Genomic DNA, 22,833 nt, shown 5'->3' with positions numbered 1-22,833 from the left:
GCTCGAACCGGCCGACTCACCCCGGGAGGAAGACGTTGATCGCGGCGACGACGAGTCCGGCCAGCGCCATCCGCGCGGCGGCGACGTACCACCGCTGGCCGGAGATCGACCCCATGTACGCGCCGAAGACGCCGAGGATGCCGATACCGAGGCTCACGGAGGCGACGGCGGCCTCGGTGAGCGAGAGGGCGGTCCCCGCGAGGAGAAACGGCGAGAGCGGTATCAGGACGCCGACGACGGGACCCAGACCGCTCGAGACGGCGTGTAGCAGGCGCGCACCGCGCTGTTCGTGTTCGATGCGGGTGTCGTTCAAATCGGTGAGCATCGCCCGTTCGAGGCGACGGATCTCCGCCCGCGTCTCCGCGCGCTCTATCTCCCAGACGCTCCAGACCGCGGAGGTACCGAGTCCGACCGCCGCGCCCAGTCCGATCTTCACGACCGTCAGGCCGTCGGGGACGCCCGAGAGGACGGCCCCGATGACGACGCCGATGCAGGTCAGCGTCCCGTCGAAGCCGTTGGAGATGAAGTACCGCCGGGAGATCGCCAGCACGTCCTCTTTCCCGAGGAGGCGGCGGAGCAACTCGCGAGCGCCGACCACGGGGTTACCCGTCCTGTAGGGTCCGTCGGTCGGTGACGAGGCGGTCGCCGCAGGCCACCTGGTCGACGGAGTGGACCGTCCCGCCGAGGCCCTCGATGGTATCTTCGACGGCCGAGACGTCGATGTCCTCGCCCTCCAGCGTGACCTTGACGTTCTGGACCTCCTGATCGAGTTCGATGAGCGACGTGGTCGCGCCCGCGACGGTCTCGGTCTCGCTGACCCGCTCGGTGAACGACAGCAGCGTCGGGTCGTGGGGCTTTAGCACGTCCATGACGAGGCGGCGAACGGCGGCCATGCTACCCACTCCACTCGGTGGCCACGTAAACCTCCGGTTCCCGTCAACGGACAACAAATTTGGTGGCGGGGCGAGTCAGTGCCGACGTGGACCCGTCCGCACACGCGCAGTCCCCCGAGGAGAATCCGCCCGCACACGCACACTCCGCCGAGGAGACGCTCGACGCCTTGGAGACGAGTCTCGACGGCCTCGGCGCCGAAGAGGCGGCCCGTCGCCGGGAGGAGTACGGGCCGAACGAGGTGGCGAGCGAGGGACAGCGCTCGCTGTTGGACATCTTCCTCACGCAGTTCCGGAGCGTCCTCATCTACGTCCTCGTCGTCGCCGCGGCGCTGTCGGTCTGGGCCGGCCACGCCGTCGACGCCGTCCTCATCGCGGTCATCGTCGTCGCCAACGGGCTGTTCGGGTTCGTCCAGGACTACCGCGCCGAGGAGAGCCTCGCGGCGCTGCGCGAACTGACCGCGCCGACGGCGGCGGTCCGACGCGGCGGAACGCCGACGCCGGTCGAAGCCACGGAACTCGTCCCGGGTGACGTCGTCGAACTGGAGGGCGGCGACGTGGTCCCGGCGGACTGTCGCCTCGTCGAGACCACCGGACTCGAGATCGACGAGGCGGCGCTGACCGGCGAGAGCGTCCCCGTCTCGAAGAGTCCGGCCCCGGTCGACGCGGACACGCCGCTGGCCGAGCGCGCGCCGATGGCGTACAAGGGGACGAACGTCACGCGCGGGCGGGCCGTCGCCGTCGTCACCGGGACGGGCGACGAGACGGAGGTCGGCGCGATCGCGCTGGAACTGGCCGGCACCGAGGAGACGGAGACGCCGCTGCAGACCGAACTCGACTCGCTCGGACGGACGCTGGGCCTCGGCGTGGTGATACTGGCCGCGCTCGTCGTTCCGCTGTTGCTCTTACAGGGAACCGAGCCGTTTCAGGCGGCGCTGACGGCGGTCTCGCTGGCCGTCGCCGCCGTGCCCGAGGGACTCCCGGCGGTCGTGACGCTGACGCTGGCGCTCGGCGTCCGCCAGATGGCCGAGGAGAACGCGCTCGTCCGCCGGCTCCCCGCGGTCGAGGCGCTCGGCGGCGTCGACGTCGTCTGTACGGACAAGACCGGGACCCTCACCCGGGGCCAGATGACCGTCAGCAGGCTGTGGGTGAACGACGGCGTCGTCGCGGCCGAGGACATTGAGACCGACCGGTCAGCGGTCGACGAGACCGAAACGACCGGCGCCCGCGCGCGCGAGCGCGTCGACCTGTTGCTCCGAGCCGGGGCGCTCTGTAACGACGCGGCGGGCGACGAGGGCGATCCCACCGAACGAGCGCTCGTCGACGCCGCCGCAGACAGTGGCATCGACGTGGCGGCCCTCCGCGACTCCCACCCGCGAACCGACGAGATCCCCTTCTCCTCGGAGCGCAAGTGGATGGGGACGGTCCACGGCGACCGGGCCTACGTCAAGGGCGCGCCGACGGTCGTCCTCTCGAAGGCCGACCGGATTCTGACCGAAGACGGGCCGGTCCCGCTCACCGACGAGCGGGCCGCGCGGGTCAGCGAGCGGGTCGACGCGTTCGCCGACGACGCCCTCCGAGTGCTGGCCGCCGCGTACGCGGACGACGTTTCGGACGACGGCGAGTTCGAGGACGGGCTCGTCTTCGTCGGTCTCTTCGGTCTCATCGACCCCGCGCGCGAGGAGGTGGCCGACGCCATCGCGGCGACGAGGAGGGCCGGCATCGACGTGAAGATGATAACGGGGGACAACGTCCGTACCGCGGCGGCCATCGCGGCCGACCTCGGGATGGACACCGAGGTCATGGAGGGCCGCGAGATCGACGAGCTGGACGAGGCGACGCTCCGGGACCGCGTCGAGTCGGTCGACGTCTTCGCCCGCACCGAGCCCGAACACAAGGTCCGCATCCTGCGCGCGCTACAGGACAACGGCCACCGCGTCGCCATGACCGGCGACGGCGTCAACGACGCGCCGGCGCTGAAACACGCCGACGTCGGCGTGGCGATGGGGATTCGCGGCACCGACGTGGCCAAACAGGCGAGCGACATCGTCCTGCTCGACGACAACTACGCGACCATCGAGCGGGCCATCGAGCGGGGCCGGGCCATCTTCGACAACGTCTGGAAGTTCGTCGGCTACCTGCTGAGCGCCAACGTCGCGGAGGTCGCTATCGTCTTCATCGCGTCGCTGTTCGGCTATCTCGTCCTCCCGGCGGTGCAGTTGCTGTGGATAAACCTCCTCACCGACGGTCTGCCGGCCGTCGCGCTGGGGGCCGACCCCGCGAGCGAGGACGTGATGGACCGACCGCCGCGGGACCCCGACCGGGGTATCGTGGGCCGAGGGATGCTGGGGCTGATGGGCGGGACGGGAGCGGTATCGACGATGGCGATGCTCGGGCTGCTCGCGGTCACGCTCGGCGGGGCGACGGCCGTCACGCCGTACGCGATGACGATGGTCTTCACCGGGTTCGTCGCCGTCGAGTTCGAGAAGCTGTACGTCATCCGCTGGCTCAGGGCGACGCCGACGTTCTCGAACCCGTGGCTCGCGGCCGCCGTGACCGTCTCAGCGATCCTGCAGTTGGCGGTGCTCTACACCCCGCTGAACCGCTACTTCGGGACGGTCCCGCTGGAACTGGGCGACTGGCTGCTGATCGGGGCCGTCGTCGCCGTCTGTCTCCTCGGTCACCTGGCCGTCGCGGTCGCGGTCAGGCGGTGGCAACGGGCCGAGCGCTGACGCCGCGTCACTACCTCGCCCGGGTCTTTATCCTCCCTTCGAGACAATATCTACCCAGGAGCGGTTCCACAGGTGTCCATGTACGACGATATCCTCTTTCCCACCGACGGCAGCGATATGGCGGCATCGGTCCTGGAATACGTCGCGGACGTCGCGGCGGCCCACGACGCGACGCTCTACGTCCTCCACGTCGCCGATACGAACCGCGACAGCGTCAGCGCCATTCAGGGCGAGGTGGTGGACGCACTCGAAGAGGCCGGCGAACGAATCGTTTCGGAAACGACCGAGCGCGTCCGCGACCGCGGTATCGACGTCAGGAGCGACGTGGTACAGGGCGACCCGGCGCGGACCATCGTCGAGTACGCCGACCGGATCGGCGCGGACCTCGTGACCCTGCCGACTCACGGTCGGTCGGGGCTCGAACGCGTCCTGCTCGGCAGCGTCACCGAACGCGTCGTCAACACCGCGCCGGTGCCCGTCCTCGTCGTCAACCCCGACGGGGACCGGACCTATCGGTATCCGCCCCGAGACGTGCTCGTCCCCACCGACGGGAGCGCGGGGGCGAAGCGGGCGCTCGAAGAGGGCGTCGAGATCGCGGCCGCGACGGGCGCGACGCTACACGTCCTCCACGTCGTCGAGACGGGCAGTCTCGGTCCCGACGCTCGCTCGGTCGTCCGGGAGAACCAGCTCGACGACCACGCGCGGGAGCTCGTCGACTCGGCGGTCGAGACGGCCGAGGCGACGCTCTCGGACGTCGTCGGGACGGTCGGGTACGGGACGCCCCATCGGGAGATCCGCACCTACGTAGACTCGGAGGACATCGACCTGCTCGCCCTCGGCACGCAGGGACAGACGGACTTCAGTTGGTACGCGCTGGGAGGCGTGAGTTCGAAGCTCGTCCGCGCCTCGCCCGTCCCGCTGGTGATGACTCGCACGGGAGACGAGTGAGTCGCCTCGCTCGCCAGCAGAGGCATGTAGCACCGTCACGAAAGAGGAGATATGAGTCGCGCACAGACGCTCTGGGACCTCCTCGAAGCCGGCGACGACCTCACGATCGTCTGTCACAATAACCCCGACCCCGACTGTCTGGCGAGCGCCGTCGCGCTGGGACAGATCGCCGCCAGCGCCGGTATCGACGAGCGGCGCATCCTCTACAGCGGCGACATCTCCCACCAGCAGAACCGGGCGTTCGTCAACTTACTCGAAGTCGATCTGGTGCCGTTCGACGCCGACATCGTCCGGAACCGAGAGGCCGGCTCGCTGCTGGCGTTCGTGGACCACTCCGTACCGGGCGCGAACAATCGGGTCTCGCCGGAGACGCCCGTCGACATAGTCGTCGACCACCACCCGGCCGAGAACGTCGAAGCGACGTTCGTCGACCACCGCGAGGACATCGGCGCGACGGCGACCATCTTCGCTGAGTACATCCGCGAGCTGCCGATGGACCCGAACGCCCGCGTCGCCACCGCGCTCCTCTTCGCCATCCGCCGCGAGACGCTCGGATTCCTGCGGGGTGTGACGCGAGCGGAGTACGAGGCGGCGGGCTACCTCCACGACTACACCGACCCGGACCTCCTCCGGCAGTTGTCGAGTCCGGCCGTCAGCGGCGCGACGGTCGACGCCATCGCCGACGCCATCGACAACCGAACCGTCCACGGGTCGGTCCTCATCTCGCACGTCGGGCGCACGAGCGAACGCGACGCGCTCCCGCAGGCGGCGGACTACCTCGCCACCCTCGAAGGCATCGAGACGGCTATCGTCTTCGGCATCGTCGACGACGCCATCCAGCTCAGCGCTCGCTCGACGGATTCGCGGAGCAACATCGGCGAGATACTGCACGATGCCTTCGAGGGCGTCGGGAGCGCGGGCGGCCACCGAGAGATGGCCGGCGGCGAGATCCCACTGGGCGTCTTCGCCGGATACGCCGAGGACGACGCGAAGTTCGTGACCATCGTCGAAGAGGTCGTCACCGCGCGACTGCTCGCGGCGCTCAACATCACGGACCGAGAGCGAGAGGACGAGGGGACGGACGAGGAAGACGAGGCGGAGTGACGAAAGATAGCGGCAGATAGCGCGGGCGGACTCCAAGACGACCCCCTCAGACGAAGCGGAACGTCTCGAGGTTCTTCGGGTTGAACGTCCGCATGTTGAAGTTCTGGTACAGCGCCGAGGAGAGCTGATTGGTCGAGCTCTCGTCGCCGTGGACACAGAGGACCTTCTCCGGACGGGGATGCATCGTCTCGACGAACGTCTCCAGCCCCTGCCGGTCGGCGTGGCCGGAGAACCCGTCGACCGTCTCGACGGCCATGTTCAGGCTCATGCGCTCGGCGCGCGGGCCGCTGGTGTCGCCGAGCGAAATCTCGTCCTGGCCGCGCTGGATCTGCCGTCCGAGGGTTCCCTCGGCCTGATAGCCGACGAAGACCATCGTGTTGTCCGGCTCCGAACCGAGCAGGCGGAGCCACGACATGACGGGACCGCCGGTGACCATCCCCGAGGTGGTGAGGATGATGGCGGGCTCGCCGTCGGCGATGTCCTGCCGCATCTCCTCGCCGCCGTCGACCTGCTGGAAGTGCTCCGCGAGGAACGGGTTCTCGTCGTCGTAGAGGATGCGGTTCCGCAGGCTCTCGCGGAGGTACTCGGGATAGGCCGTGTGGATGGCCGTCGCCTCTCGGATCATCCCGTCTAAGTAGACCGGCATCGTCGGGATCTCGTCCTTTCGCATCGCCTCTTCGAGGACGAGCATCAATTCCTGCGAGCGACCGACGGCGAAGGCGGGGATGAGGATGTGGCCCTCCTCTTCTTGGGCCTCGTTGATGACGCGCTTGAGGACGCGCTCGGAGTCGGCCTGGTCGGTCTGGTAGTCGTTCTTCCCGCCGTAGGTCGATTCGAGGATGAGCGTCTCCACGCGCGGGAAGTCGTTGACAGCGCCGTCCAACAGGCGGGTGTCCTTGTAGTGGATGTCGCCGGAGAACGCGACGTTGTAGCGGCCCTCGCCGATGTGGAAGTGACACACCGCCGAGCCGAGGATGTGGCCCGCGTTGTGCATCGTGAGTTTGATGTCCGGCGCGATGTCGGTGACGTTGCCGAACTCCAGCGGGATGGTGTGTTTCAGCGCGTCCCGGACCTGTTGGCTCTCGTAGGGCGGCGCGCGCCCCTCTTTGGCGGCCACGTCTAAGTAGTCCAGTTGGAGCAGGCCCATCAGGTCTCGCGTGGGCGCGGTGGTGTAGATGGGGCCGTCGTAGCCGTACTTGAACAGGATGGGGATGAGCGCCGAGTGGTCGAGGTGGGCGTGGGTCAACACCACGGCGTCGATGGAGTTCGGCCCGGCGGCGAGCGCCTCCGGAACTTGAAGGTACGGGACCTCGCCCGCCGCGCCGGGCTTGTCGCCGCAGTCGACGAGGATGCGCGACTCGGGCGTCGAGAGGATGAACGAGGCCCGTCCGACCTCGCGGCAACAGCCCAGGGTCGTGAGCCGGACCCAGTCGTCGTCGGCGGTCATCGGCCGGTTTATCTGCCGGCCGACGCGCTCTAAGATGTCCCGCCGGTCGTCGCGTTCCTGTTTCAGGAAGTTCCGGACGTTCGAGACCGTCGAGGACTCCATCGGGGGCGTGCGGACGACTTCGGGCGTCCAGCCGACGCTGGCGGCGATCTGGTCCAGCGTCTCGCCGTGGCGACCGATGACGCGCCCGGGTTTCTCGGCCTCGATGAACACCTCGCCGGTCGTCGAATCGAAGTCGAGGTTCTGGACGCCGGCGTCCTCCGGGATCGTCTCCTGGATGCGCGCCTCGGCCTCGGCCTCGGGGACCAGCGCGTCCGGCGTCGGGCGGACGTTGATGCGTTTCCGAAGCGTCTGTGCGAGGTTGCGGACGATGCCGTCTCGGTTGGCGATCTCTCTGGCGTCCGGCGTGTAGATGACCAGCTCCGGCCCCTCGAAGGTGACCGACGAGATAGTGATGTCCTCGGGTGTCTCTGCTTCGACCTGTGCTTTGATCTTCTCGAGCGCCTCGTCTGCCGTACTCATGGATGCGGAAATTACGATTGAAGACAGCAGCCGTCGGAGAACAACGGCTAGCGGATGTCGTTATCTAATCGATACGCGAGCACGGATAAGAACCTTTGCTTCCAGACGCCGGCCGCGAAACCGCCCGCCGCTATCTGTGGTTCGCTACCACACGCCCACGAGCGTCCTCACCGTCCGTTTTTAGTGGCTCGGGTCAGGACTATCACACATGGGTTTTGGTAGCTACGACGAGTCCGAGCAAAAGGACCAGGACGTGGACACCGACGAGGACGACGGCGTCGCCGTCCACGAGAACGACCACGACGGGAGCGTGTCGTTCGATACCGAGGCGTCGACGAGCGACCTCGTCGACCGTCTCGGCGAGATGAAAGACGAGGAGTAGCGAGAGTCCGACCGAGGGGAGGACTCTCGACGAAACGGGGAGGAACGACCCGTAGAGAGTGAGGTTCCCGGGCAGTAACGACCGACGTTCGCGACCGCCCGTTTCGTCCCCGCTGTTTCCGAACCGGACAGCGGCGGCTCCGCGCTGCGCGAGTCGGCAGCGACGCCTACGCGTTCAGCGTCGCCCGCAGGTCGCCGTTCTCGTCGAGCTGTTCTAAGATGTCGCTGCCGCCGACGAACTCCCCGTCGACGAACGTCTGGGGGATCGTCTCGCGGCCGCTGTACTCCGAGAGGGCCTCGCGGTAGGCCTCCGTCGCGGTGAGGACGTTCACCGTTTCCACGTCGTCGCGGTACTGCTGGATGAGGCCGACGGCCTTCCGGGAGTAGCCGCACTGGGGCATCAGCTCGGTCCCCTTCATGAACAGGGCGACGTCGTTGTTCTCGATCGTCTCGTCGACCTTCGCCTGGACTTCCTCGCGGGACAGCTCCTCGGGTTCGAAGCTCATGACTGGCCGTAACAGGTCGGGAGTGAAATGGCTACCGCCGCGACCCGCCGTCCCCTCGCCCGGCGGACGCCGCTCACTCGGGCGTCGACGTGGTCAGCTCGATGGCGTGGATGTCGCGCGTGAGGTGCTCGCCCAGCGCGTCGTGGACGAGCTGGTGCTGGTCGACGAGGGACTTCCCCTCGAAGGCCGGCGATACCACCTCGACGGCGTAGTGCTTGTCGTCGTCGGGATCGCGGGGCGTCGTCACGGTGACTTCGGCGTCGGGGATCTCGGACTCGATGAGGGCCTCGACTTCGTCGGCGTTCATGTCGGGGCGAAGAACGCCCGCGAGGAAAACGATTGGCTTCCCGTCCCCGCCGCTGCCGGGCGGCGATTCGACGCGCCGCCGCTCGCGGGCCGCTCACGCGCCGACCTCTATCTCCCGGCCGATACCCGCCGCCAGTCCCGCGACGCCCGCGACGGCGAGGGCGACGCCGGCGACCCAACCCGGCGTCTGCGGGGCCGTGAGCGTCGCTATCCAGAGCCCGGCGACCAGCGCGAGGCCGCCGGCGACCACCAGCCGGACGAACCGCTCCATGCCGATGGCTGTCGCCAGCGACCGGAAAATTCTATCGGTGGCGAAGTGGTTTGGGGCTGGCGTCCCTCCGTCCGAGTATGAGCGACGCGACGCTCGTCTACGACGACGACTGCGGCTTCTGTACGTGGTGGGCCGAGTTCATCGAAGCGCGGTCTGACCTGCGACTGGTCGGCTTCTCGGAACTGGGCGAGGACGAGAGCCTCCGCGCGCGCCTGCCCGAGGAGTACGAATCGTGTTCGCATCTGGTGACCGACGACCGGGTCTACTCCTGTGGGGCCTCCATCGAGGCGGCGCTCGTCAGGACAGAGACGGGGAAGCCGGCCCGTCCCGTCGCGGAGTTCCTCGGCCAGTTCGGCGAGTACGAGAACCTCCGCGAACGGGGGTACCGCTGGGTGGCGGACAACCGCGGCACGTTGGGGAAACTGCTCTCGAAGACGCCGCCGGCTCGGCGTGAGAGGTCCAGGGAGCGCTGAATCGCCGACCCGTCGTCACGAATCGCGCGCGGCGCGTCCGCGATCGCTCAGCGGCCCCGCCGCAGCCGCAGGTCGTCGGAACTCACGGGACTCACGTACGCGCCCACGCGCTCGCGCGACCACCACTCCCCGGTCTCGCGTCGCTCCTCGGGCGTCGTGAACCGATACCGGTAGCGCACCGCGCGGACGTGTTCGGGTGCGGCCCCCGAGAAGGGGTCCTCGGCGAGCAGCGACAGCGTCGCCTCGTCGGCCGAGAGGAGCCGCTCCAAGAAGGCGGGGAACCACGGGCTGCGACGCGGCGACCGGCGCATCGCGGCGAACCACAGCTGCCAGTCGAGCCGGTGGTGGTAAGGCGCGACCTGCCGGGGTCGCTGTGTCGGGTCCGTGGGCTTGCCCTCGAACTCGTAGGTCCGCCACTCGGTGTCTTCGGTGATCGTCTCGTCGGTCGTCCCCTGCACGACGAGCTCGTAGCGGTCCCGGGTTATCGACCCGAACGCGCCGTAGGTGTTGACCAGCGACAGCGGATCGAAGGAGGTGTTCATCACCTGTGTCTCCGAGAGCATGTTCTTGACCGGACGGACGCTACGCGCGAGGACGACGACGGCCAGCGCGATAGCGAGTACCTGCAGGTACAGCGGCGGGTCGGCGGCCGTCGGCGCGGAGACGGGGACGAGCGAGGTGAGGACGCCGTCGCTGAACGCGGCGACGGCCTGCACGATGGTCAGCGCGTTCAGCCACGAGAAGTTCCCGGTGAGCATGAGCCACCCCTGAAAGCCGATCGTCGCCGCGCCCCCGACCGAGGCCCACGGCTGGGGGGCGAAGTAGAGGAACGGCACCGCGAGTTCGACGACGTGGTTACCGAATACCTCGACGCGGTGAAAGCGGTCGGGGAGGTGGTGGACGTACCAACTGAGCGGATTGGGGATCGGCTGGGTCTCGTAGTGGTAGTCCATCGCCGTGAGATTCCGCCAGACGTCGTCGCCGCGCATCTTGATGAGGCCCGCGCCGAACATGTTGCGAAACAGCACCCACTTGATAAGCCAGACGACTACGACCGGCGGGCCGCTCGGCCCGGCCCCGAGGAACACCGCCAGGAAGCCGGTCTCGAGCAGCATCGATTCCCAGCCGTAGCCGTAGAACGTCTGGCCGGCGTTGACGAAGGAGAGATACAGCCCCCAGAGGACGAGCCACAGCGCCATCGACGCCGGGACGGCGTAGGGGGTCGGAAGCCAGTAGGGGCCGGCCACGAGCGCCAGCGCGGAGAGGGCGACGCCGGTCCACGCCGCGAGACCGATGACGCGGTCGCTCGGATAGTAGTAGAACAGGCTCGGCCGCTCGCGGAACGAGCTCCGCTCGACGTACTGGGAGATCGGGAGGAGCCCGTTCTCGCCGGCCAGCGGCCGGAACTGCGTGGCGGCGACGAGGAAGGCGAGGAGGTAGATGACCGCGAGCGACCGCTGGAAGAGGAACCGAACGAGCCAGTAGCTCTCGGGAAGCCACTCGACCATGTCCGGTGGTGACTCCGCGACGCTGTTAGGGATACCGGTCAGTCCGCGTCCGGGACTGTCCTCGCCAGCCCCGCCGCGGAACTGGTCCGCCGAACGTGGGGTAACCGGTAGGAACGCTCCCTTACGACTTCAGTTGCTGGTGGGTCGGTTTCATACAGCGGTCCTGCACGACGCGGCGGCCCGCCTGTTCGGCGCGCGCGACGGCGTCGTCGTCGTGGATACCTAACTGAAGCCAGATCACCTTCACGTCGTCGCGTTCCAGCGCGGCGTCGACGATCTCGCTGACTTCCTCGCTCGGCCGGAACACGTCCACGATGTCGATCTCGCCGGGGACGTCCGCGAGCGAGTCGTACGCTTCCCGACCGAATATCTCGTCGGCGAAGGGGTTGACCGGGACTACGTCGTACCCCTGGTCGAGGAGGTACTTGGGTATCTCGTGGGCGTCCTTACCGGACGTGGCCGAACACCCCACGACAGCGACGCGGTTCAGCTCTAATATCTCGCGGAGTTCGTCGTCGTCTGTGACGGGCATACGACAGCGTAGGCCGCGGGCGGACAAAACAGATGCGGCGGGACGGCCGGGCTAGCGGAACCTAATTGGAAACCTCTCGCAAAGTAATTATGACGATCTGATGCCTACTCGGCCCCATTTCTGCACAACCCTCTAAGCAGTAGGCGGTTCAACTCGGACTGCGGGACGTTTCGGAGTTCGCGGTGCGACAAACGTGTGGCGAGACTACAGTATGGCAAACGACGAGATCGAGATAGACATCGGCGATTTCGACGGATCGAGCAGCGGTGGCTGGGGGGCGACCGACGAACCGACGACGGCGATCACGGACGCGGTCGCGGCGGAGACGAATCGCGCGGCGAACGAACTCCCGCCGCTGAACGAGTACGTCGAAGCGGACGCGCTGAACGCGCTACTCAGCAGGACCGATCTCGACACCGACGTGCAGGTATCGTTCACCTACGAACAGGTGAGGGTGACTGTCGATAGCTCCGGCTATCTGTTCGTCCAAGCGCGGGAGTAACGGGCGCGTCGACCGATCGGTCGCTACTCGCGTCACTCGTAGGTATGCGTATACCCCCCATCGAACAGCAGGTCCGCGCCGTTGAGATGTTTTGCGTGATTCGAGAACCCGAAGACGAACAGGTTGGCGACCTCCGCCGGCGTCATCATCTCCTTCGTCCGGGCCTGTCCGAGCATCACGTCCTCGACGACTTCTCGCTCGGAGATGCCGCGCTCTTCGGCGGTGTCCTCGATCTGGTCGACCATCAGCGGCGTCAGCACGTAACCGACGCTGACCGAGAACCCGCGCAGCGTCCCCTCGCCTTCTGCGGCGATGGAATGACTCAACCCTCTCACGCCGTGTTTAGCGGTGATGTACGCCGGCTTGTCCTTGGTGGCGTAGTGGCCGTGGACCGAAGACATGTTCGCGATGGCACCGACGCCGTCGTCCGTCTCGCGGATGTGAGGCATCGCCGCCTGTGCCACCTTGAACGGCGCGCGCAACATCACGTCCAGTAAGAGGTCGTACTTCTCCATCGGGAACTCGGGGATGCTCGCGATGTGTTGCATCCCCGCGATGTTGGCGACGAAACGGACGTCGCCCTCTTCGGCGGCGGCGTCGACGACGGCCTCGACGTCCTCGTCGTCCGCGAGGTCGGTTTCGACGCCGTGGAACGTGCCGGGAACGCCGCAATCCGCGGCGACGTCGGCCGTCCCGTCGAGTCCGTCGGCGTCGACGTCGGCCCCGACGACGGTGAGTCCGTTCGCCGCGAGCGCGACGGCCGTCGCGCGGCCGATCCCGGAGGCCGCGCCGGTGACGAGCGCCACGGTGTCTGCGGTGAAGTGAGGGTCGTCGAGGACGAGAAAATCCGTCGCGGTCAGTTCGGGTGCGCTGAGGTCGAACTCGGAGTCAGTCACGGGACATCACTCGATCGGAGGGTCGTCCCGACGGACATTAACTCTCAGCCTCGAAGAGTCATAGGACGTCGTGGCGCTCGTAGAACCGTCTGACGCGCGGCTCGTCGAGGACTTTCGATTCGATCTGGGTGTTTATCATCCCGGGCGAGGAGTTCAGTTCCAGTATCTCGAACCCGTCGTCGGTCAGCAGGACGTCCCAACCGACGTACGGGAACTGCGGATACGCCTCGGCCATCTCGGTGATCCCGTCCGCGACCGCTTCCCAGTGCGGAATCGTGCGGCCGGCGAGACGGGCCCCGGTCGTCGGATGTTCGTCGTACCAGTCGACGCCGATCGGCGGCGATTTATCGCCTATCTTAGCGGCGTAGAGCATCTCTCCGGTGTCGATATCGATTCCCGCCTGAATTCCGCCCTGGCTGAGGTTATCGAGCGGCGCGGACTCCTCCGTGCCGACGCGGAGGTGCGCCCACGCGATGAACGGTTCGTCGGCCTCGTAATCCCACATGGTCACGACGCGGATCGTGTTCGCCGAGTCGGGAAAGAGCTCGTCGAGAAACGCCGACTGCTCGGAGAACTCCGTGACCATGTACATCTCCAGCTCGTCGAGGAGCTCGTCGAAGCGCTCCTCGGTGTACGTCGACCCGTTTATCAGGTAACCGCCCGAGGTATCGTCGGTCCGGACCACGTACACGCCCAGACCACCGGACCCGAGAAGCGGTTTCAGCACGACGGCGTCCTCTTCTTCGAGAAGCGTATCGACGTACGTCCGCGCGTCGTACCGTTCGAAATGCTCGATAGCCGCAGCGTCGTCGAGGGCCGGCGTCTCGGACTGCCCTTCGTACGCGGGATGGCGTCGAACCTCGCCCGCCTCTAAAACCCCGAACAGCGTCGGTAGGTGCTCCTCGAACGGGAGCATGAGGAGATGTGCGGTGAGTTTGTTGTCCATCTCGTCTTTCCACGGTTCGTTGATGTCGTAGGAGCGGAACTCCTGATAGTCGGAGAGATACTGGTCGTAGTTCCCCTCGGTGACGTCGAACAGGCCGTCGAACCGGCTGGTGAACCCGCGACGCCACAGCCACAACCGGCGACTCATCGGGATCGATACCCCCCGCCCGGTCTTCAACTCGATCTTCGCCATCGCGAGTGTCGCGTTGATGCGGGTAGAGAGGGACTGATAAGTGGACTTCACACCGTGGAACGACCGCTTTATCGCGCGGGTTGCGAGCGACGTGGACTCGGGGGACATTCTCTCGGAAACTGATAGCGGACTGCATTAAGTGTTATTATTATGGTATATAGTCACGTATCGGAAATACCGTAGCGCCCTCTCCTGATTATCTAATATCAATATTATTTTACTTTCCGAAATGACGACGCGGTAAAGTGAACCTCGGGAGAACGCGAGTCACGGAGGCTAACCGATGACTGCGATAGCTTCGTCTTTAACCCCGGTCGGGCTTAGAACGCGCCGTTACTGCCGCGGTATCCAGAGCACGCGCGCTCGGAAGTCCGATCTCCGAGCGGAACGATGGTCTCCCATCGACCGGGGCCCAACGTGACGACGGACGGTACCCCCAGAGCCACTACCGCGACACCTCTGTCCCGCTCAACTGCGCCCGCAAATATATGGTAAGTACCTGATTACCCGGGGTCTAAGACGGTATAGCCGGTAGATAGTAATGGTGCGTCCCGCTGTAGACGTAGTCACGACAGATGTCCACCAACACGAGCGAGACCGAAGACAGGTACGCGACGACCGGCCCGAACACCGAGAGCTTCGACCGGTACCAACACGTCACCACCGGCGAGGACTCCCTCATCTACGACATCGAGATCGAGGACGCCTGGATACAGTCCCCGGTCTCCGTGAGTCTCGACGAGTGGCAGTAATCGCGGCTCCGCGGGAGATACACCGCCCGCTACCGACACGGCAACCCCGCCGATCCAGTAATCGCGACCGACGCATCGGCGCGTCTTCTCTCCTCGCCCGCGCCCCGCGGGCGAGACAAACGGTCTCCGGCCAGCGGCGGCCGCGTCGGACGGGGCCGGCGACCGCCGCCCGGGTTCGAGCGATCGTTTTCCGCGGAGGCCGATTGACGCTTCGTAGCCTTCGTCGGGACGACGACGGTCCACGCGACTGACCCCGGACTCGGCTCTCGCTCGGTGGCAGTCTGTCTCTCGTCTTTTCGTTCGCGCGCCGCGTCGCTCGGCCCCCCGGTTACGTTCGCATCGTTTCGACCGTCTCACCGCGTTTCATCCGATGATACTCTCCCGAGAGCGAGTTATGAGGGGTATAATCGAACGGTCGAAACGGTCTCCGTTGCACGCCGGTCCGTCGGCGGGACCCGTGGGAGGTCGGCACCTGTGAGCGCCGCCGTCACTGTTCGGGCGCACGGAGGTGTTCGGCACCCCACTCGGCCATCGCGGCGATGACCGGTTCCAGCGACGCGCCGCGGTCGGTCAGCGAGTAGTGGACGCGGAAGGGCTGTTCGCTGATGACTTCCCGCGCGACGAGCCCCTTCTCCTGGAGGTCCTCTAAACTGTCCGAGAGCACCTTCGACGAGATGCCGTCCACGTCGTCTTTCAACTCGTTGAATCCCGACGGACCGCTGTCGAGCAGCCGATGGACGATGACCGGGTGCCACTTCTTTCCCACCAGCGTCGCCGTCGTCGTGATCGGACACCACTCTTCGCCGGCGCACCAGACTTCCAATCGCTCGGACGAGTCGCTCATACGCCCAGTACTCGCCGCGGCGACTAATCGTTACCCGTGGTAACTGGCTAACGAGTAGTAACCACTCCTCGCTGCGGTCGGCGACGATCGCGCCCCGATTCGCTCAAGAGTTACGTAGCTAGCGGCCGACAGCCCTCCCATGTCAGCGCCATTCGTGGTCGTCGGCGGCGACGCCGCCGGTCTCAGCGCCGCCAGCAAGTTCGCCCGCGAGAACCCGGACGGCGACGTCGTCGTCTTCGAACGCGGGCGGTGGGTCTCCTACGCGCACTGCGGGACGCCGTACTACGTGAAAGGCGAGGTCGCCCGACTCACCGACCTCCTCTCGCTGTCGCCGGGCGAGATCGAAGACCGCGGGATCGACCTCCGCCGGGGACACGAGGTCGTCGGCGTCGATACCGATGCGAAGACAGTCGTCGTAGCGGACGAAGACGGCGAGTCGTTCGAACAGCCGTATGGCGACCTGCTCGTCGGAACCGGTGCGCGCGCGGTCACCGACCCGATACCGGGCAGTCGGCTGGACATGGCTTTCACGATGCACGGACTGGACTCTGCGGCGGCGGTACGCGCGGCGCTATCGTCTCCCGGTGAGCGGGCCGTCGACACCGACGTCGAGTACGTCGACGCCGACCTCGTCGAGGAGTACGCCGACCGGGAACCGCCGGAACGGGTCGCCGTCGTCGGCGGCGGCTACGTCGGCATCGAGATGGCCGAGGCGTTCCACGCGCACGGGCTGGAGACGCACCTCTTCCAGCGCTCCTCGCACCTCCTGCCGCCGTTCGGCGAGGCCGTCGGCGAGCGGGTGGCCGACCACCTCCGCGAGCGGGGCGTCGAGCTCCACCTCGATACCGCCGTCTCCGAGCTCGCCGGCGAGGACAGCGTCGAGGCCGTCGTCCACGAGAACGGGCGCGTCCCCGCGGACCTCGCGCTCGTCGGCGTCGGCATCGAACCGAACACGGAACTGCTCTCAGAGACGCCGGTCGAACTGGGCGAGTCGGGGGCCGTCGCCGTGGATAGATACGGCCGGACGAGCGTCGAGCACGTCTACGCCGCCGGCGACTGCGCCGAGGACCGCCACGCAGTCACCGGCGAACCGACGTGGGTGCCCCTGGGGCTGACGGCCAACCGCGCCGGGCGCGCCGTCGGGCAGACAGTCGCCGGCGATCCGGAACCGGTCGGGGACGTGGCGGGAACGGCGGTCGTCAAGGCGCTCGAACTGGAGTGTGGTCGCGTCGGGTTCGTCGGGGACGAGACTGCCCGAGATGCCGGGTTCGAGCCGGTCTCGACGACGATTACGGCGGGGTCGCGCTCCGGGTACTACCCCGGCGGCGACGAGACGACGGTGACGCTGACGGCCGACCGGGGGACCGGGCGACTTCTGGGCGGCGCTCTCGTCGGCCGCGACCGGGCGGCGATCCGCGTCGACACGCTGTCGACGGCGCTCGAAGCCGACCTCACCGTCGCGGAACTCGAACGACTGGACCTCGCCTACGCGCCGCCCTTCAGCCCCGTCTGGGACCCGGTCCTCGTCGCGGCGAAGGTCCTGCGGGGCGAATTAGACTGAGAGCGAGAGCGCAGGCTACCACGCGGCGTCCAGTATCGCTTCGATATCTTCGCGCGTCGGGTCCAATCCCGGTGGCGCGTTCGCCATGAACGAGTCCGACAAGACTGCCTCGGCGACCGCCGGGAACTCCTCGCGGGACGGGCCGTCGACGTCGCGGAGGCGCGTCGGGAGGTCCAGCGCCGCGGCGACGTCGGCGACCGCTTCGACGACGGCCGTTGCCGGGTCTTCCGCGTCGGCCACGCCGAACGCGTCCGCGAGGAGGTCTCGCCTGCCGTCGACGCGGTCGAAGAGGTAGTCGAGCGCGTGCGGGGCGACGACGGCGTGGGCGGCCCCCTGCTGGACGTCGTACGTGCGCGTGAGGCCGTGTCCGAAGGAGTGAATCAGCGAGAGCGTCGTTCCCCCGGCTCGGGAGATGCCGTACTGGACGAGCACGAGGCCGCGAGTCAGGGTCTGGTACACCCAGTCCGTCTCCTCGCCGTCCCCGAACGCGAGCAGTCCCTCCCGTAACAGGGAGAGCGCGCGCATCGCCGTCGCGTCGGTGACCGGCGTGGCGTTGCGGGCGTACAGCGTTTCGACGCCCTTATCGAAGCCGTTCATGGCCGATCCGGCGAGGACGCTTCGAGGCGTCGTCGCGACCAGTTCCGGGTCGTAACACACCGCGGCGGGCATCAACTTCGGGTCGGAGATACCGCCGCTCACTGACGATTCGACGGGACAGGTCTCGGGGTCGGTAGTGACGCCCGCTACCATCGTGAGGTCCGCCCCGGCGAGCGTCGTCGGGACGGCGACGATGGGTGGAAGACCGGTCTCGGGTACCGAGATGGTTCCGGTCTCGACGAGTTCCGCTCCGACCGCTCCCGGCTCGCGCTCGGCCGCTACCAGCACCGCGAGCACCTTCGCCACGTCGAGGCTACTGCCGCCGCCGACGCTGACGATCGCGTCCGCGCCGCTCTCGCGGAACGCCGCCAACGCGTCGATAGCGGTCCCGAGGCGCTTCGCCGGCGTCGTCTCGGCGAACACGCGGGCGAGCCGGTCGCCGAGCCCCGCCTCGATGGGGTCCATCACCGCCGCCGTCTCGCCGACGGTCGATCCGGTGACGACGAGCGCTCGGCTCCCGTCGTGGGCGGACAGTTCCGAATCCAGGTCGGCGACGCAGTTCGGCCCGTAGCGGAGCGCGGCCGGGTCGTACTCGAAGCGAAAGGGCGCGGCCCGGTCGTCCGCGACTGTGTCAGTCATTCCGCCGACTCGCTCCCGTCTGGAATCGTCGGTCCGTCGAAGTCGGGGAGCTGTCGCTCGATGGTCTTCCGCTCGTCTTCTACCCATCCCGGGAGCGCGAGCGAGGAGCCGAGCTCGTCGAGGGACTCGTCGGCGGTGAATCCCGGTTCCATCGTCGAGATCTCGAAGAGGATGCCGTTCGGTTCGCGGGCGTACAGCGCGTGGAAATACACCCGGTCGATGACCTCGCTCGGACGTAACCCCCGTTCGAGGTACTCGTCGCGGAACGCTTCCAGCGCCTCGACGTCGTCGGCTCTGAACGCGACGTGGTGGACCGTGCCGACGCCCATCTGCCCGTAGTCGTCGTCCGTCTCGACGAGGTCGACCACCGATCCGAACCCGCCGGCCGCGCTCCGGTAGCGGTGACGGTCGCCCTCGGTCGCCTCGTGCGCGTAGCCGAACATCTCGGTGAGTAGTCCCGCGGTCGGTTCGACCGAGGGAACGGCGAGCGTGACGCTGTGAAAACCCCGTAGCTGGTGTTCCTCGGGTACCGGGCTGTCGACCCACGACACCGCGTCCGTTTCGGCGTCCGCCGCGACCAGTTCGAGGCCGATGCCGTCGGGGTCCTCGAACTGCAGGACCGTCTCGCCGAACCGCTCGGTCCGCTCGACCGCGACGCCGTGTGAGTCGAGGCGCTCGGTCCAGTATTCGACCGAGTCCTCGGGAACGAGATACGCGGTGTCCTGCGTCTGGCCCGCGCCGAAACGCCCCTCTCGCCCCTGGTTCGTCCACGGGAAGAACGTGATGTTGGTGCCGGGCGTCCCCTCGCCGTCGCCGAAGTAGAAGTGATACGTGCCGGTGTCGTCGTGGTTGACCGTCCTCTTGACGAACCGGAGCCCCAGCGTGCCGACGTAGAAGTCGGCGTTTCGCTGTGGGTCGCCGGCGATGGCCGTGACGTGGTGAAGCCCGGGTATGTCGGGTGCCATACGTTCGGTTACGACGTCGCGGCTTGTGTCCCTTTCCTCACTCCGAGGTCACCCGGGGACGCGGGCGTAACTACGTCATCAGCGACGAGTGAACGGTTAACACGAACGCCCTGGTATCCACGTTATGACCTGTCCGTACCTGGAGTACAGCGAACGAGACGGCGAGCGGTCGTTCGATACAGCTCGCGCGTTCTGTACCGTCACCGGCGAGTTCGTTCAGCCGATGCGAGCCGACATCTGCAACGACCGGTACGCGCTCGACCACGAACGCGACTGCGAGATATACCGCGCGCACGTCGAATCGGGCGGTGAGGACGAGTGAGCTACGAAAACTATCTCGCCGGCGACCCGGTCATCGTCACCGCGGCGCTGACCGGCGGCGTCCACGGCAAGGAGGCAAACCCGAATATCCCGGAGACGCCCGAGGAGATCGGGCGGGCGGCGGGAGCGGTCGAGGCCGCCGGCGCGTCGGTCGTCCACCTCCACGCGCGCCGGCCGAACGGGGAACGGAGCTTCGAGACCGAGCGCTTTCAGGCGATCGACGACGCCGTTCGCCGGCACACCGACGACGTCGTAATCCAGCACTCGACCGGCGGGACCGGCGCGCCCGACGCCGACCGGCACCTCCCGCTTCGGACCGACCCGCCGCCGGAGATGGCCTCGCTCGACATGGGGCCCCTGAACCGTTACGACCATCTCACGAGCGAGAACACCCGCGGACTGGTGAACTCGCTCCACGCCGAGATGATCGACCGCGGTATCAAACCGGAACTGGAGGTGTTCAACGACGGCCACCGAAACGAACTCTACGGGTTACTCGACCGCCGGGACCTCGCCGATCCGGTCTACGCGACGCTCATCTTCGGGCCGGGAACGCTCACGCGCCCGCGCCCGGAGAACTTCCTCACTGCCATCGGTGACCTGCCCGACGATGCGTTGTTCAACACGCTCGGGTTCGGACGGCACCAACTGCCGTTCGCGGCGATGGGGCTCCTGTTCGGCGGACACGTCCGCGTCGGCCTCGAAGACAACGTCTACTACCGTCGCGGTGAACCAGCCGAGAGCAACGCGCAACTGGTCGAACGGGTCGCCCGCCTCGCCGAGGAGCTCGGTCGCCCGATCGCGGCCACCGACGAGACCCGCTCGCTACTCGGTCTGAACGGCTGAGATCGAGATTCAGCGTCGCTATCGCCGAATGGTTGGGACAGGACTTACGATCTGACGGGCCCAACTGACGGTATGGGTGAACTGCGTTGCAAGCGCTGTGACGAACCGCTGGCGACCGGTCTCGTAGCGACCGGACGGCGACACTGCTGTCTCAACGCCACGCCGATCGCCGGTGCCTGTCCCACGCACGGGCCGGTCGCGCCACACGACGCCGTCGAAAAATAACGGACCGCGATTCGATCTATCGCCAAAAGCCGAGTAGCTTACGCGACGAGGCTCGCAGCGGCGATGAACGACCATCGCGTTCCGCTCTCCGTCTCGCGCTCTTTCGATGCCGCTTTCGTCTCGTTTCGAGGGTGTTTCCAGTTCATGGTAGCTCTCTGTTTGCGCCCGACGTTGAAAAGTGTTTGTATATTGATATTTTGTCGTGGTCGTTTATGCACAACGGATGTACCGAGAACGGCGGAGACACGAACGCAACCGGACGATAAATCCTGCAAGTCGGTCCCGCGGTCACGAGAACGAACGTATTCGATATCGAACCGTGAAGGTTCGTCGGAGATGCCACCGAGATGAGTACGATATGCCTCGAATCTTCGGCCCCGACGCCCGGTGTCGTCGCTGACCAGTGACGATACACGCAAAGTAGCGGAACAGCGCTCCAGAGCGCCCTTCGGGCTTATCTTGGTAACAAGTGGCAAGATAATACTATAACCCCTCGTCTATTAGCCCGTACTATCCATGAAGAAGCAGGAGCTCATCCACCTTCACAGCCTGCTCGCACAGGTACAGCACAGCTACGAAGCCGACACGGGCTCGGAAGTGAAACACGACGAGTACGCCGAACTCGGCGTGAAGCCGACCTCGATCCACAAGTCGAAGACAGACCACAAAGACGCCGTCTTCGCGCTCGCAGACGGACTCACGTCGGATATGGCCGCCGAAAGCGACGAACCGCTCACGCTCACTGCCGACTGAGCATTCTCGAGTAGCTCCCACAGACGCCCTTCAAACCCAATAGCTCCTGCTATTTCCGCCTCGCGTGGTACACGGTATCGGAACTCTCAGTTCACTTATACGGTTCGGAACCGTAGTTCACCTGTGAGTGAAGATTCAGGGCGACGGAACCTCCGCATGCCCACAGACGACGAACTGTTCGCGGTCGTAACTGAACACCTCGGTGGCAACCACGTTCGCATCCGCTGTGAGGACGGCGAAACTCGCCTCGGCCGCATCCCCGGTCGGATGAAGTTCCGGACGTGGATCGAACAAGACGACATCGTCCTCGCCGAGCCGTGGGACTGGCAGGACGAGAAAGCCAACATCGAGTGGCGATACAAGGGCCAGGACGCGGACCAGCTCCGCGCCGAGGGCCACATCGACTCCCTGACCGCCTGATAGACCTATTTTGCAGTCACGCGTCGTAGTCTCGTAGCGACTGGTTCTACCAGCAGTGGCGCACGGTTCGCTGTCCTCGACCGCCCCTCCCGCAACGTGCGGGCGTGCCGTGTACGTAGCTCTCTGGAGAGCTACTAGCCCTCTGTAGGTCCGCTCGCTACCGAACCGAGTCGTATCAGAAAACAGTATAGTTCATATATATTACCTCTTTTAGTCAGGTACCGGTGCTGCATTGCGATTCTTCGTGTGATGGCTTCACGTTACGTGTGCGGCGTGTGGGGCCTGCACAGGGCGGCTCTGAGACGAGTCATTTATATGTCCCCCTCCCATCGGATGAAATGCGAAGGTCGCCCCGGGTCGCCCGGGGTGACACGGCCCGCCGCGAACGTGCGGCGGACCATAACCCATGAGGATTCCACCCCTGCGGTCCGCCGTCAAGATGGAATCTGATGTGAGCCCACGGACCCATACAGTAGTCACCATCGACGTAGGAGTCGATGGGTTACGCTTCCGACGGAGTGCAACCACTTCCGCCGCTGATGTATATCAGCACATTCCGGTTGATCCTGCCGGAGGCCATTGCTATCGGAGTCCGATTTAGCCATGCTAGTCGCACGGGTTTAGACCCGTGGCATATAGCTCAGTAACACGTGGCCAAACTACCCTACAGACCGCGATAACCTCGGGAAACTGAGGCCAATAGCGGATACAGCTCTCACGCTGGAGTGCCGAGAGCTGGAAACGTTCCGGCGCT

Annotated in this window: 26 protein-coding genes and 1 rRNA gene; 14 read left to right on the top strand and 13 right to left on the bottom strand. The window is 66.5% G+C overall.

Going from position 1 to position 22,833, the window contains the following annotated elements; all coding sequences use genetic code 11:
• Positions 1-16: 16 nt before the first annotated feature.
• Together EGH23_RS06745 and EGH23_RS06740 are read right to left on the bottom strand one after the other, a co-directional pair.
• Positions 17-598: a VIT1/CCC1 transporter family protein gene (locus EGH23_RS06745; RefSeq protein WP_220579261.1), complete on the bottom strand. Its 582-nt coding sequence runs from the start codon at positions 596-598 to the stop codon at positions 17-19.
• Positions 599-602: 4 nt separating this feature from the next.
• The gene (locus EGH23_RS06740) at positions 603-893 is read right to left on the bottom strand and encodes a DUF211 domain-containing protein (protein WP_220579260.1); all 291 of its coding nucleotides are present in this window, start codon (positions 891-893) and stop codon (positions 603-605) included.
• A 167-nt stretch (positions 894-1,060) separates the two neighbouring features.
• On the opposite strand from EGH23_RS06740, the gene EGH23_RS06735 reads away from it, so the two are divergent.
• The 3 genes from EGH23_RS06735 (at position 1,061) to EGH23_RS06725 (ending at position 5,674) form a co-directional block, all read left to right on the top strand.
• Positions 1,061-3,622: a calcium-translocating P-type ATPase, PMCA-type gene (locus EGH23_RS06735; RefSeq protein WP_236044724.1), complete on the top strand. Its 2,562-nt coding sequence runs from the start codon at positions 1,061-1,063 to the stop codon at positions 3,620-3,622.
• A 78-nt stretch (positions 3,623-3,700) separates the two neighbouring features.
• A complete protein-coding gene (locus EGH23_RS06730) occupies positions 3,701-4,570 on the top strand; it encodes a universal stress protein (RefSeq protein WP_220579258.1) in 870 nt (289 codons plus the stop codon).
• Positions 4,571-4,621: 51 nt separating this feature from the next.
• Positions 4,622-5,674: a DHH family phosphoesterase gene (locus EGH23_RS06725; RefSeq protein WP_220579257.1), complete on the top strand. Its 1,053-nt coding sequence runs from the start codon at positions 4,622-4,624 to the stop codon at positions 5,672-5,674.
• A gap of 46 nt (positions 5,675-5,720) precedes the next feature.
• Here EGH23_RS06725 and EGH23_RS06720 read toward each other — a convergent pair whose 3' ends face one another.
• On the bottom strand, positions 5,721-7,643 hold the full coding sequence (locus tag EGH23_RS06720; RefSeq protein WP_220579256.1) for a beta-CASP ribonuclease aCPSF1: 1,923 nt from the start codon (positions 7,641-7,643) through the stop codon (positions 5,721-5,723).
• Positions 7,644-7,851: 208 nt separating this feature from the next.
• On the opposite strand from EGH23_RS06720, the gene EGH23_RS06715 reads away from it, so the two are divergent.
• Positions 7,852-8,025 carry a DUF5786 family protein gene (locus EGH23_RS06715; RefSeq protein ID WP_135304644.1) on the top strand — a complete coding sequence of 58 codons (174 nt, stop codon included), beginning with the start codon at positions 7,852-7,854 and terminating at the stop codon, positions 8,023-8,025.
• A 166-nt stretch (positions 8,026-8,191) separates the two neighbouring features.
• Here EGH23_RS06715 and EGH23_RS06710 read toward each other — a convergent pair whose 3' ends face one another.
• The 3 genes from EGH23_RS06710 to EGH23_RS06700 form a co-directional block, all read right to left on the bottom strand.
• Positions 8,192-8,530, bottom strand: coding sequence for a glutaredoxin family protein (locus tag EGH23_RS06710; protein WP_220579255.1), 339 nt, complete (start codon positions 8,528-8,530; stop codon positions 8,192-8,194).
• 73 nt (positions 8,531-8,603) lie between these two features.
• On the bottom strand, positions 8,604-8,837 hold the full coding sequence (locus tag EGH23_RS06705) for a BolA family protein (protein ID WP_220579254.1): 234 nt from the start codon (positions 8,835-8,837) through the stop codon (positions 8,604-8,606).
• Positions 8,838-8,930: 93 nt separating this feature from the next.
• Positions 8,931-9,107 carry a hypothetical protein gene (locus EGH23_RS06700; protein ID WP_220579253.1) on the bottom strand — a complete coding sequence of 59 codons (177 nt, stop codon included), beginning with the start codon at positions 9,105-9,107 and terminating at the stop codon, positions 8,931-8,933.
• A 77-nt stretch (positions 9,108-9,184) separates the two neighbouring features.
• Here EGH23_RS06700 and EGH23_RS06695 point away from each other — a divergent pair, with 77 nt between their 5' ends.
• Positions 9,185-9,580 (top strand): thiol-disulfide oxidoreductase DCC family protein, encoded by a 396-nt coding sequence (locus tag EGH23_RS06695; protein WP_220579252.1) that lies wholly within the window; start codon positions 9,185-9,187, stop codon positions 9,578-9,580.
• A gap of 47 nt (positions 9,581-9,627) precedes the next feature.
• On the opposite strand, the gene EGH23_RS06690 is transcribed toward EGH23_RS06695, so the two are convergent.
• Both EGH23_RS06690 and EGH23_RS06685 read right to left on the bottom strand, forming a co-directional pair.
• Complete coding sequence (locus tag EGH23_RS06690) at positions 9,628-11,088, bottom strand: lipase maturation factor family protein (protein ID WP_220579251.1); 1,461 nt, start codon at positions 11,086-11,088, stop codon at positions 9,628-9,630.
• 121 nt (positions 11,089-11,209) lie between these two features.
• A complete protein-coding gene (locus EGH23_RS06685; protein WP_220579250.1) occupies positions 11,210-11,620 on the bottom strand; it encodes a CoA-binding protein in 411 nt (136 codons plus the stop codon).
• A gap of 211 nt (positions 11,621-11,831) precedes the next feature.
• Between EGH23_RS06685 and EGH23_RS06680 the strand changes: the two genes are divergently transcribed.
• Entirely contained in the window at positions 11,832-12,122 is a 291-nt protein-coding gene (locus tag EGH23_RS06680; protein WP_220579249.1) for a HalOD1 output domain-containing protein, read from the top strand.
• 32 nt (positions 12,123-12,154) lie between these two features.
• Here the strand turns inward: EGH23_RS06680 and EGH23_RS06675 are convergent, their stop codons facing one another.
• Positions 12,155-13,018, bottom strand: a complete 864-nt coding sequence (locus tag EGH23_RS06675) for an SDR family oxidoreductase (RefSeq protein ID WP_220579248.1) — start codon at positions 13,016-13,018, stop codon at positions 12,155-12,157.
• Between the two features lie 58 nt (positions 13,019-13,076).
• A complete protein-coding gene (locus EGH23_RS06670; RefSeq protein ID WP_220579247.1) occupies positions 13,077-14,264 on the bottom strand; it encodes a sugar-transfer associated ATP-grasp domain-containing protein in 1,188 nt (395 codons plus the stop codon).
• 467 nt (positions 14,265-14,731) lie between these two features.
• On the opposite strand from EGH23_RS06670, the gene EGH23_RS06665 reads away from it, so the two are divergent.
• Positions 14,732-14,908 carry a DUF7331 family protein gene (locus EGH23_RS06665; RefSeq protein WP_220579246.1) on the top strand — a complete coding sequence of 59 codons (177 nt, stop codon included), beginning with the start codon at positions 14,732-14,734 and terminating at the stop codon, positions 14,906-14,908.
• A 487-nt stretch (positions 14,909-15,395) separates the two neighbouring features.
• On the opposite strand, the gene EGH23_RS06660 is transcribed toward EGH23_RS06665, so the two are convergent.
• Positions 15,396-15,752: a winged helix-turn-helix transcriptional regulator gene (locus EGH23_RS06660; RefSeq protein ID WP_220579245.1), complete on the bottom strand. Its 357-nt coding sequence runs from the start codon at positions 15,750-15,752 to the stop codon at positions 15,396-15,398.
• Between the two features lie 139 nt (positions 15,753-15,891).
• Here EGH23_RS06660 and EGH23_RS06655 point away from each other — a divergent pair, with 139 nt between their 5' ends.
• The gene (locus EGH23_RS06655) at positions 15,892-17,313 is read left to right on the top strand and encodes an FAD-dependent oxidoreductase (protein ID WP_220579244.1); all 1,422 of its coding nucleotides are present in this window, start codon (positions 15,892-15,894) and stop codon (positions 17,311-17,313) included.
• Between the two features lie 15 nt (positions 17,314-17,328).
• On the opposite strand, the gene EGH23_RS06650 is transcribed toward EGH23_RS06655, so the two are convergent.
• Both EGH23_RS06650 and EGH23_RS06645 read right to left on the bottom strand, forming a co-directional pair.
• Positions 17,329-18,549, bottom strand: a complete 1,221-nt coding sequence (locus EGH23_RS06650) for an iron-containing alcohol dehydrogenase family protein (RefSeq protein ID WP_220579243.1) — start codon at positions 18,547-18,549, stop codon at positions 17,329-17,331.
• Positions 18,546-19,514 (bottom strand): ring-cleaving dioxygenase, encoded by a 969-nt coding sequence (locus tag EGH23_RS06645; protein ID WP_220579242.1) that lies wholly within the window; start codon positions 19,512-19,514, stop codon positions 18,546-18,548. Before EGH23_RS06645 ends, EGH23_RS06650 begins: the two co-directional genes overlap by 4 nt.
• Before the next feature lie 124 nt (positions 19,515-19,638).
• On the opposite strand from EGH23_RS06645, the gene EGH23_RS06640 reads away from it, so the two are divergent.
• The 6 genes from EGH23_RS06640 to EGH23_RS06615 form a co-directional block, all read left to right on the top strand.
• Entirely contained in the window at positions 19,639-19,836 is a 198-nt protein-coding gene (locus EGH23_RS06640) for a hypothetical protein (protein ID WP_220579241.1), read from the top strand.
• Positions 19,833-20,681: a beta-keto acid cleavage family enzyme gene (locus EGH23_RS06635; RefSeq protein WP_220579240.1), complete on the top strand. Its 849-nt coding sequence runs from the start codon at positions 19,833-19,835 to the stop codon at positions 20,679-20,681. The genes EGH23_RS06640 and EGH23_RS06635 overlap by 4 nt, the downstream gene beginning before the upstream one ends.
• 72 nt (positions 20,682-20,753) lie before the next feature.
• Positions 20,754-20,906 carry a hypothetical protein gene (locus EGH23_RS06630; protein WP_220579239.1) on the top strand — a complete coding sequence of 51 codons (153 nt, stop codon included), beginning with the start codon at positions 20,754-20,756 and terminating at the stop codon, positions 20,904-20,906.
• Positions 20,907-21,422: 516 nt separating this feature from the next.
• Positions 21,423-21,659, top strand: coding sequence for a UPF0058 family protein (locus EGH23_RS06625; protein ID WP_220579238.1), 237 nt, complete (start codon positions 21,423-21,425; stop codon positions 21,657-21,659).
• Positions 21,660-21,782: 123 nt separating this feature from the next.
• A complete protein-coding gene (locus EGH23_RS06620) occupies positions 21,783-22,079 on the top strand; it encodes a translation initiation factor eIF-1A (protein WP_162319023.1) in 297 nt (98 codons plus the stop codon).
• A gap of 553 nt (positions 22,080-22,632) precedes the next feature.
• A 16S ribosomal RNA gene (locus tag EGH23_RS06615) occupies positions 22,633-22,833 on the top strand; the annotation flags it as partial.

The sequence above is a fragment of the Haloarcula nitratireducens genome, from assembly GCF_019599505.1.
This window is presented reverse-complemented; position numbering and strand designations above follow the sequence as displayed.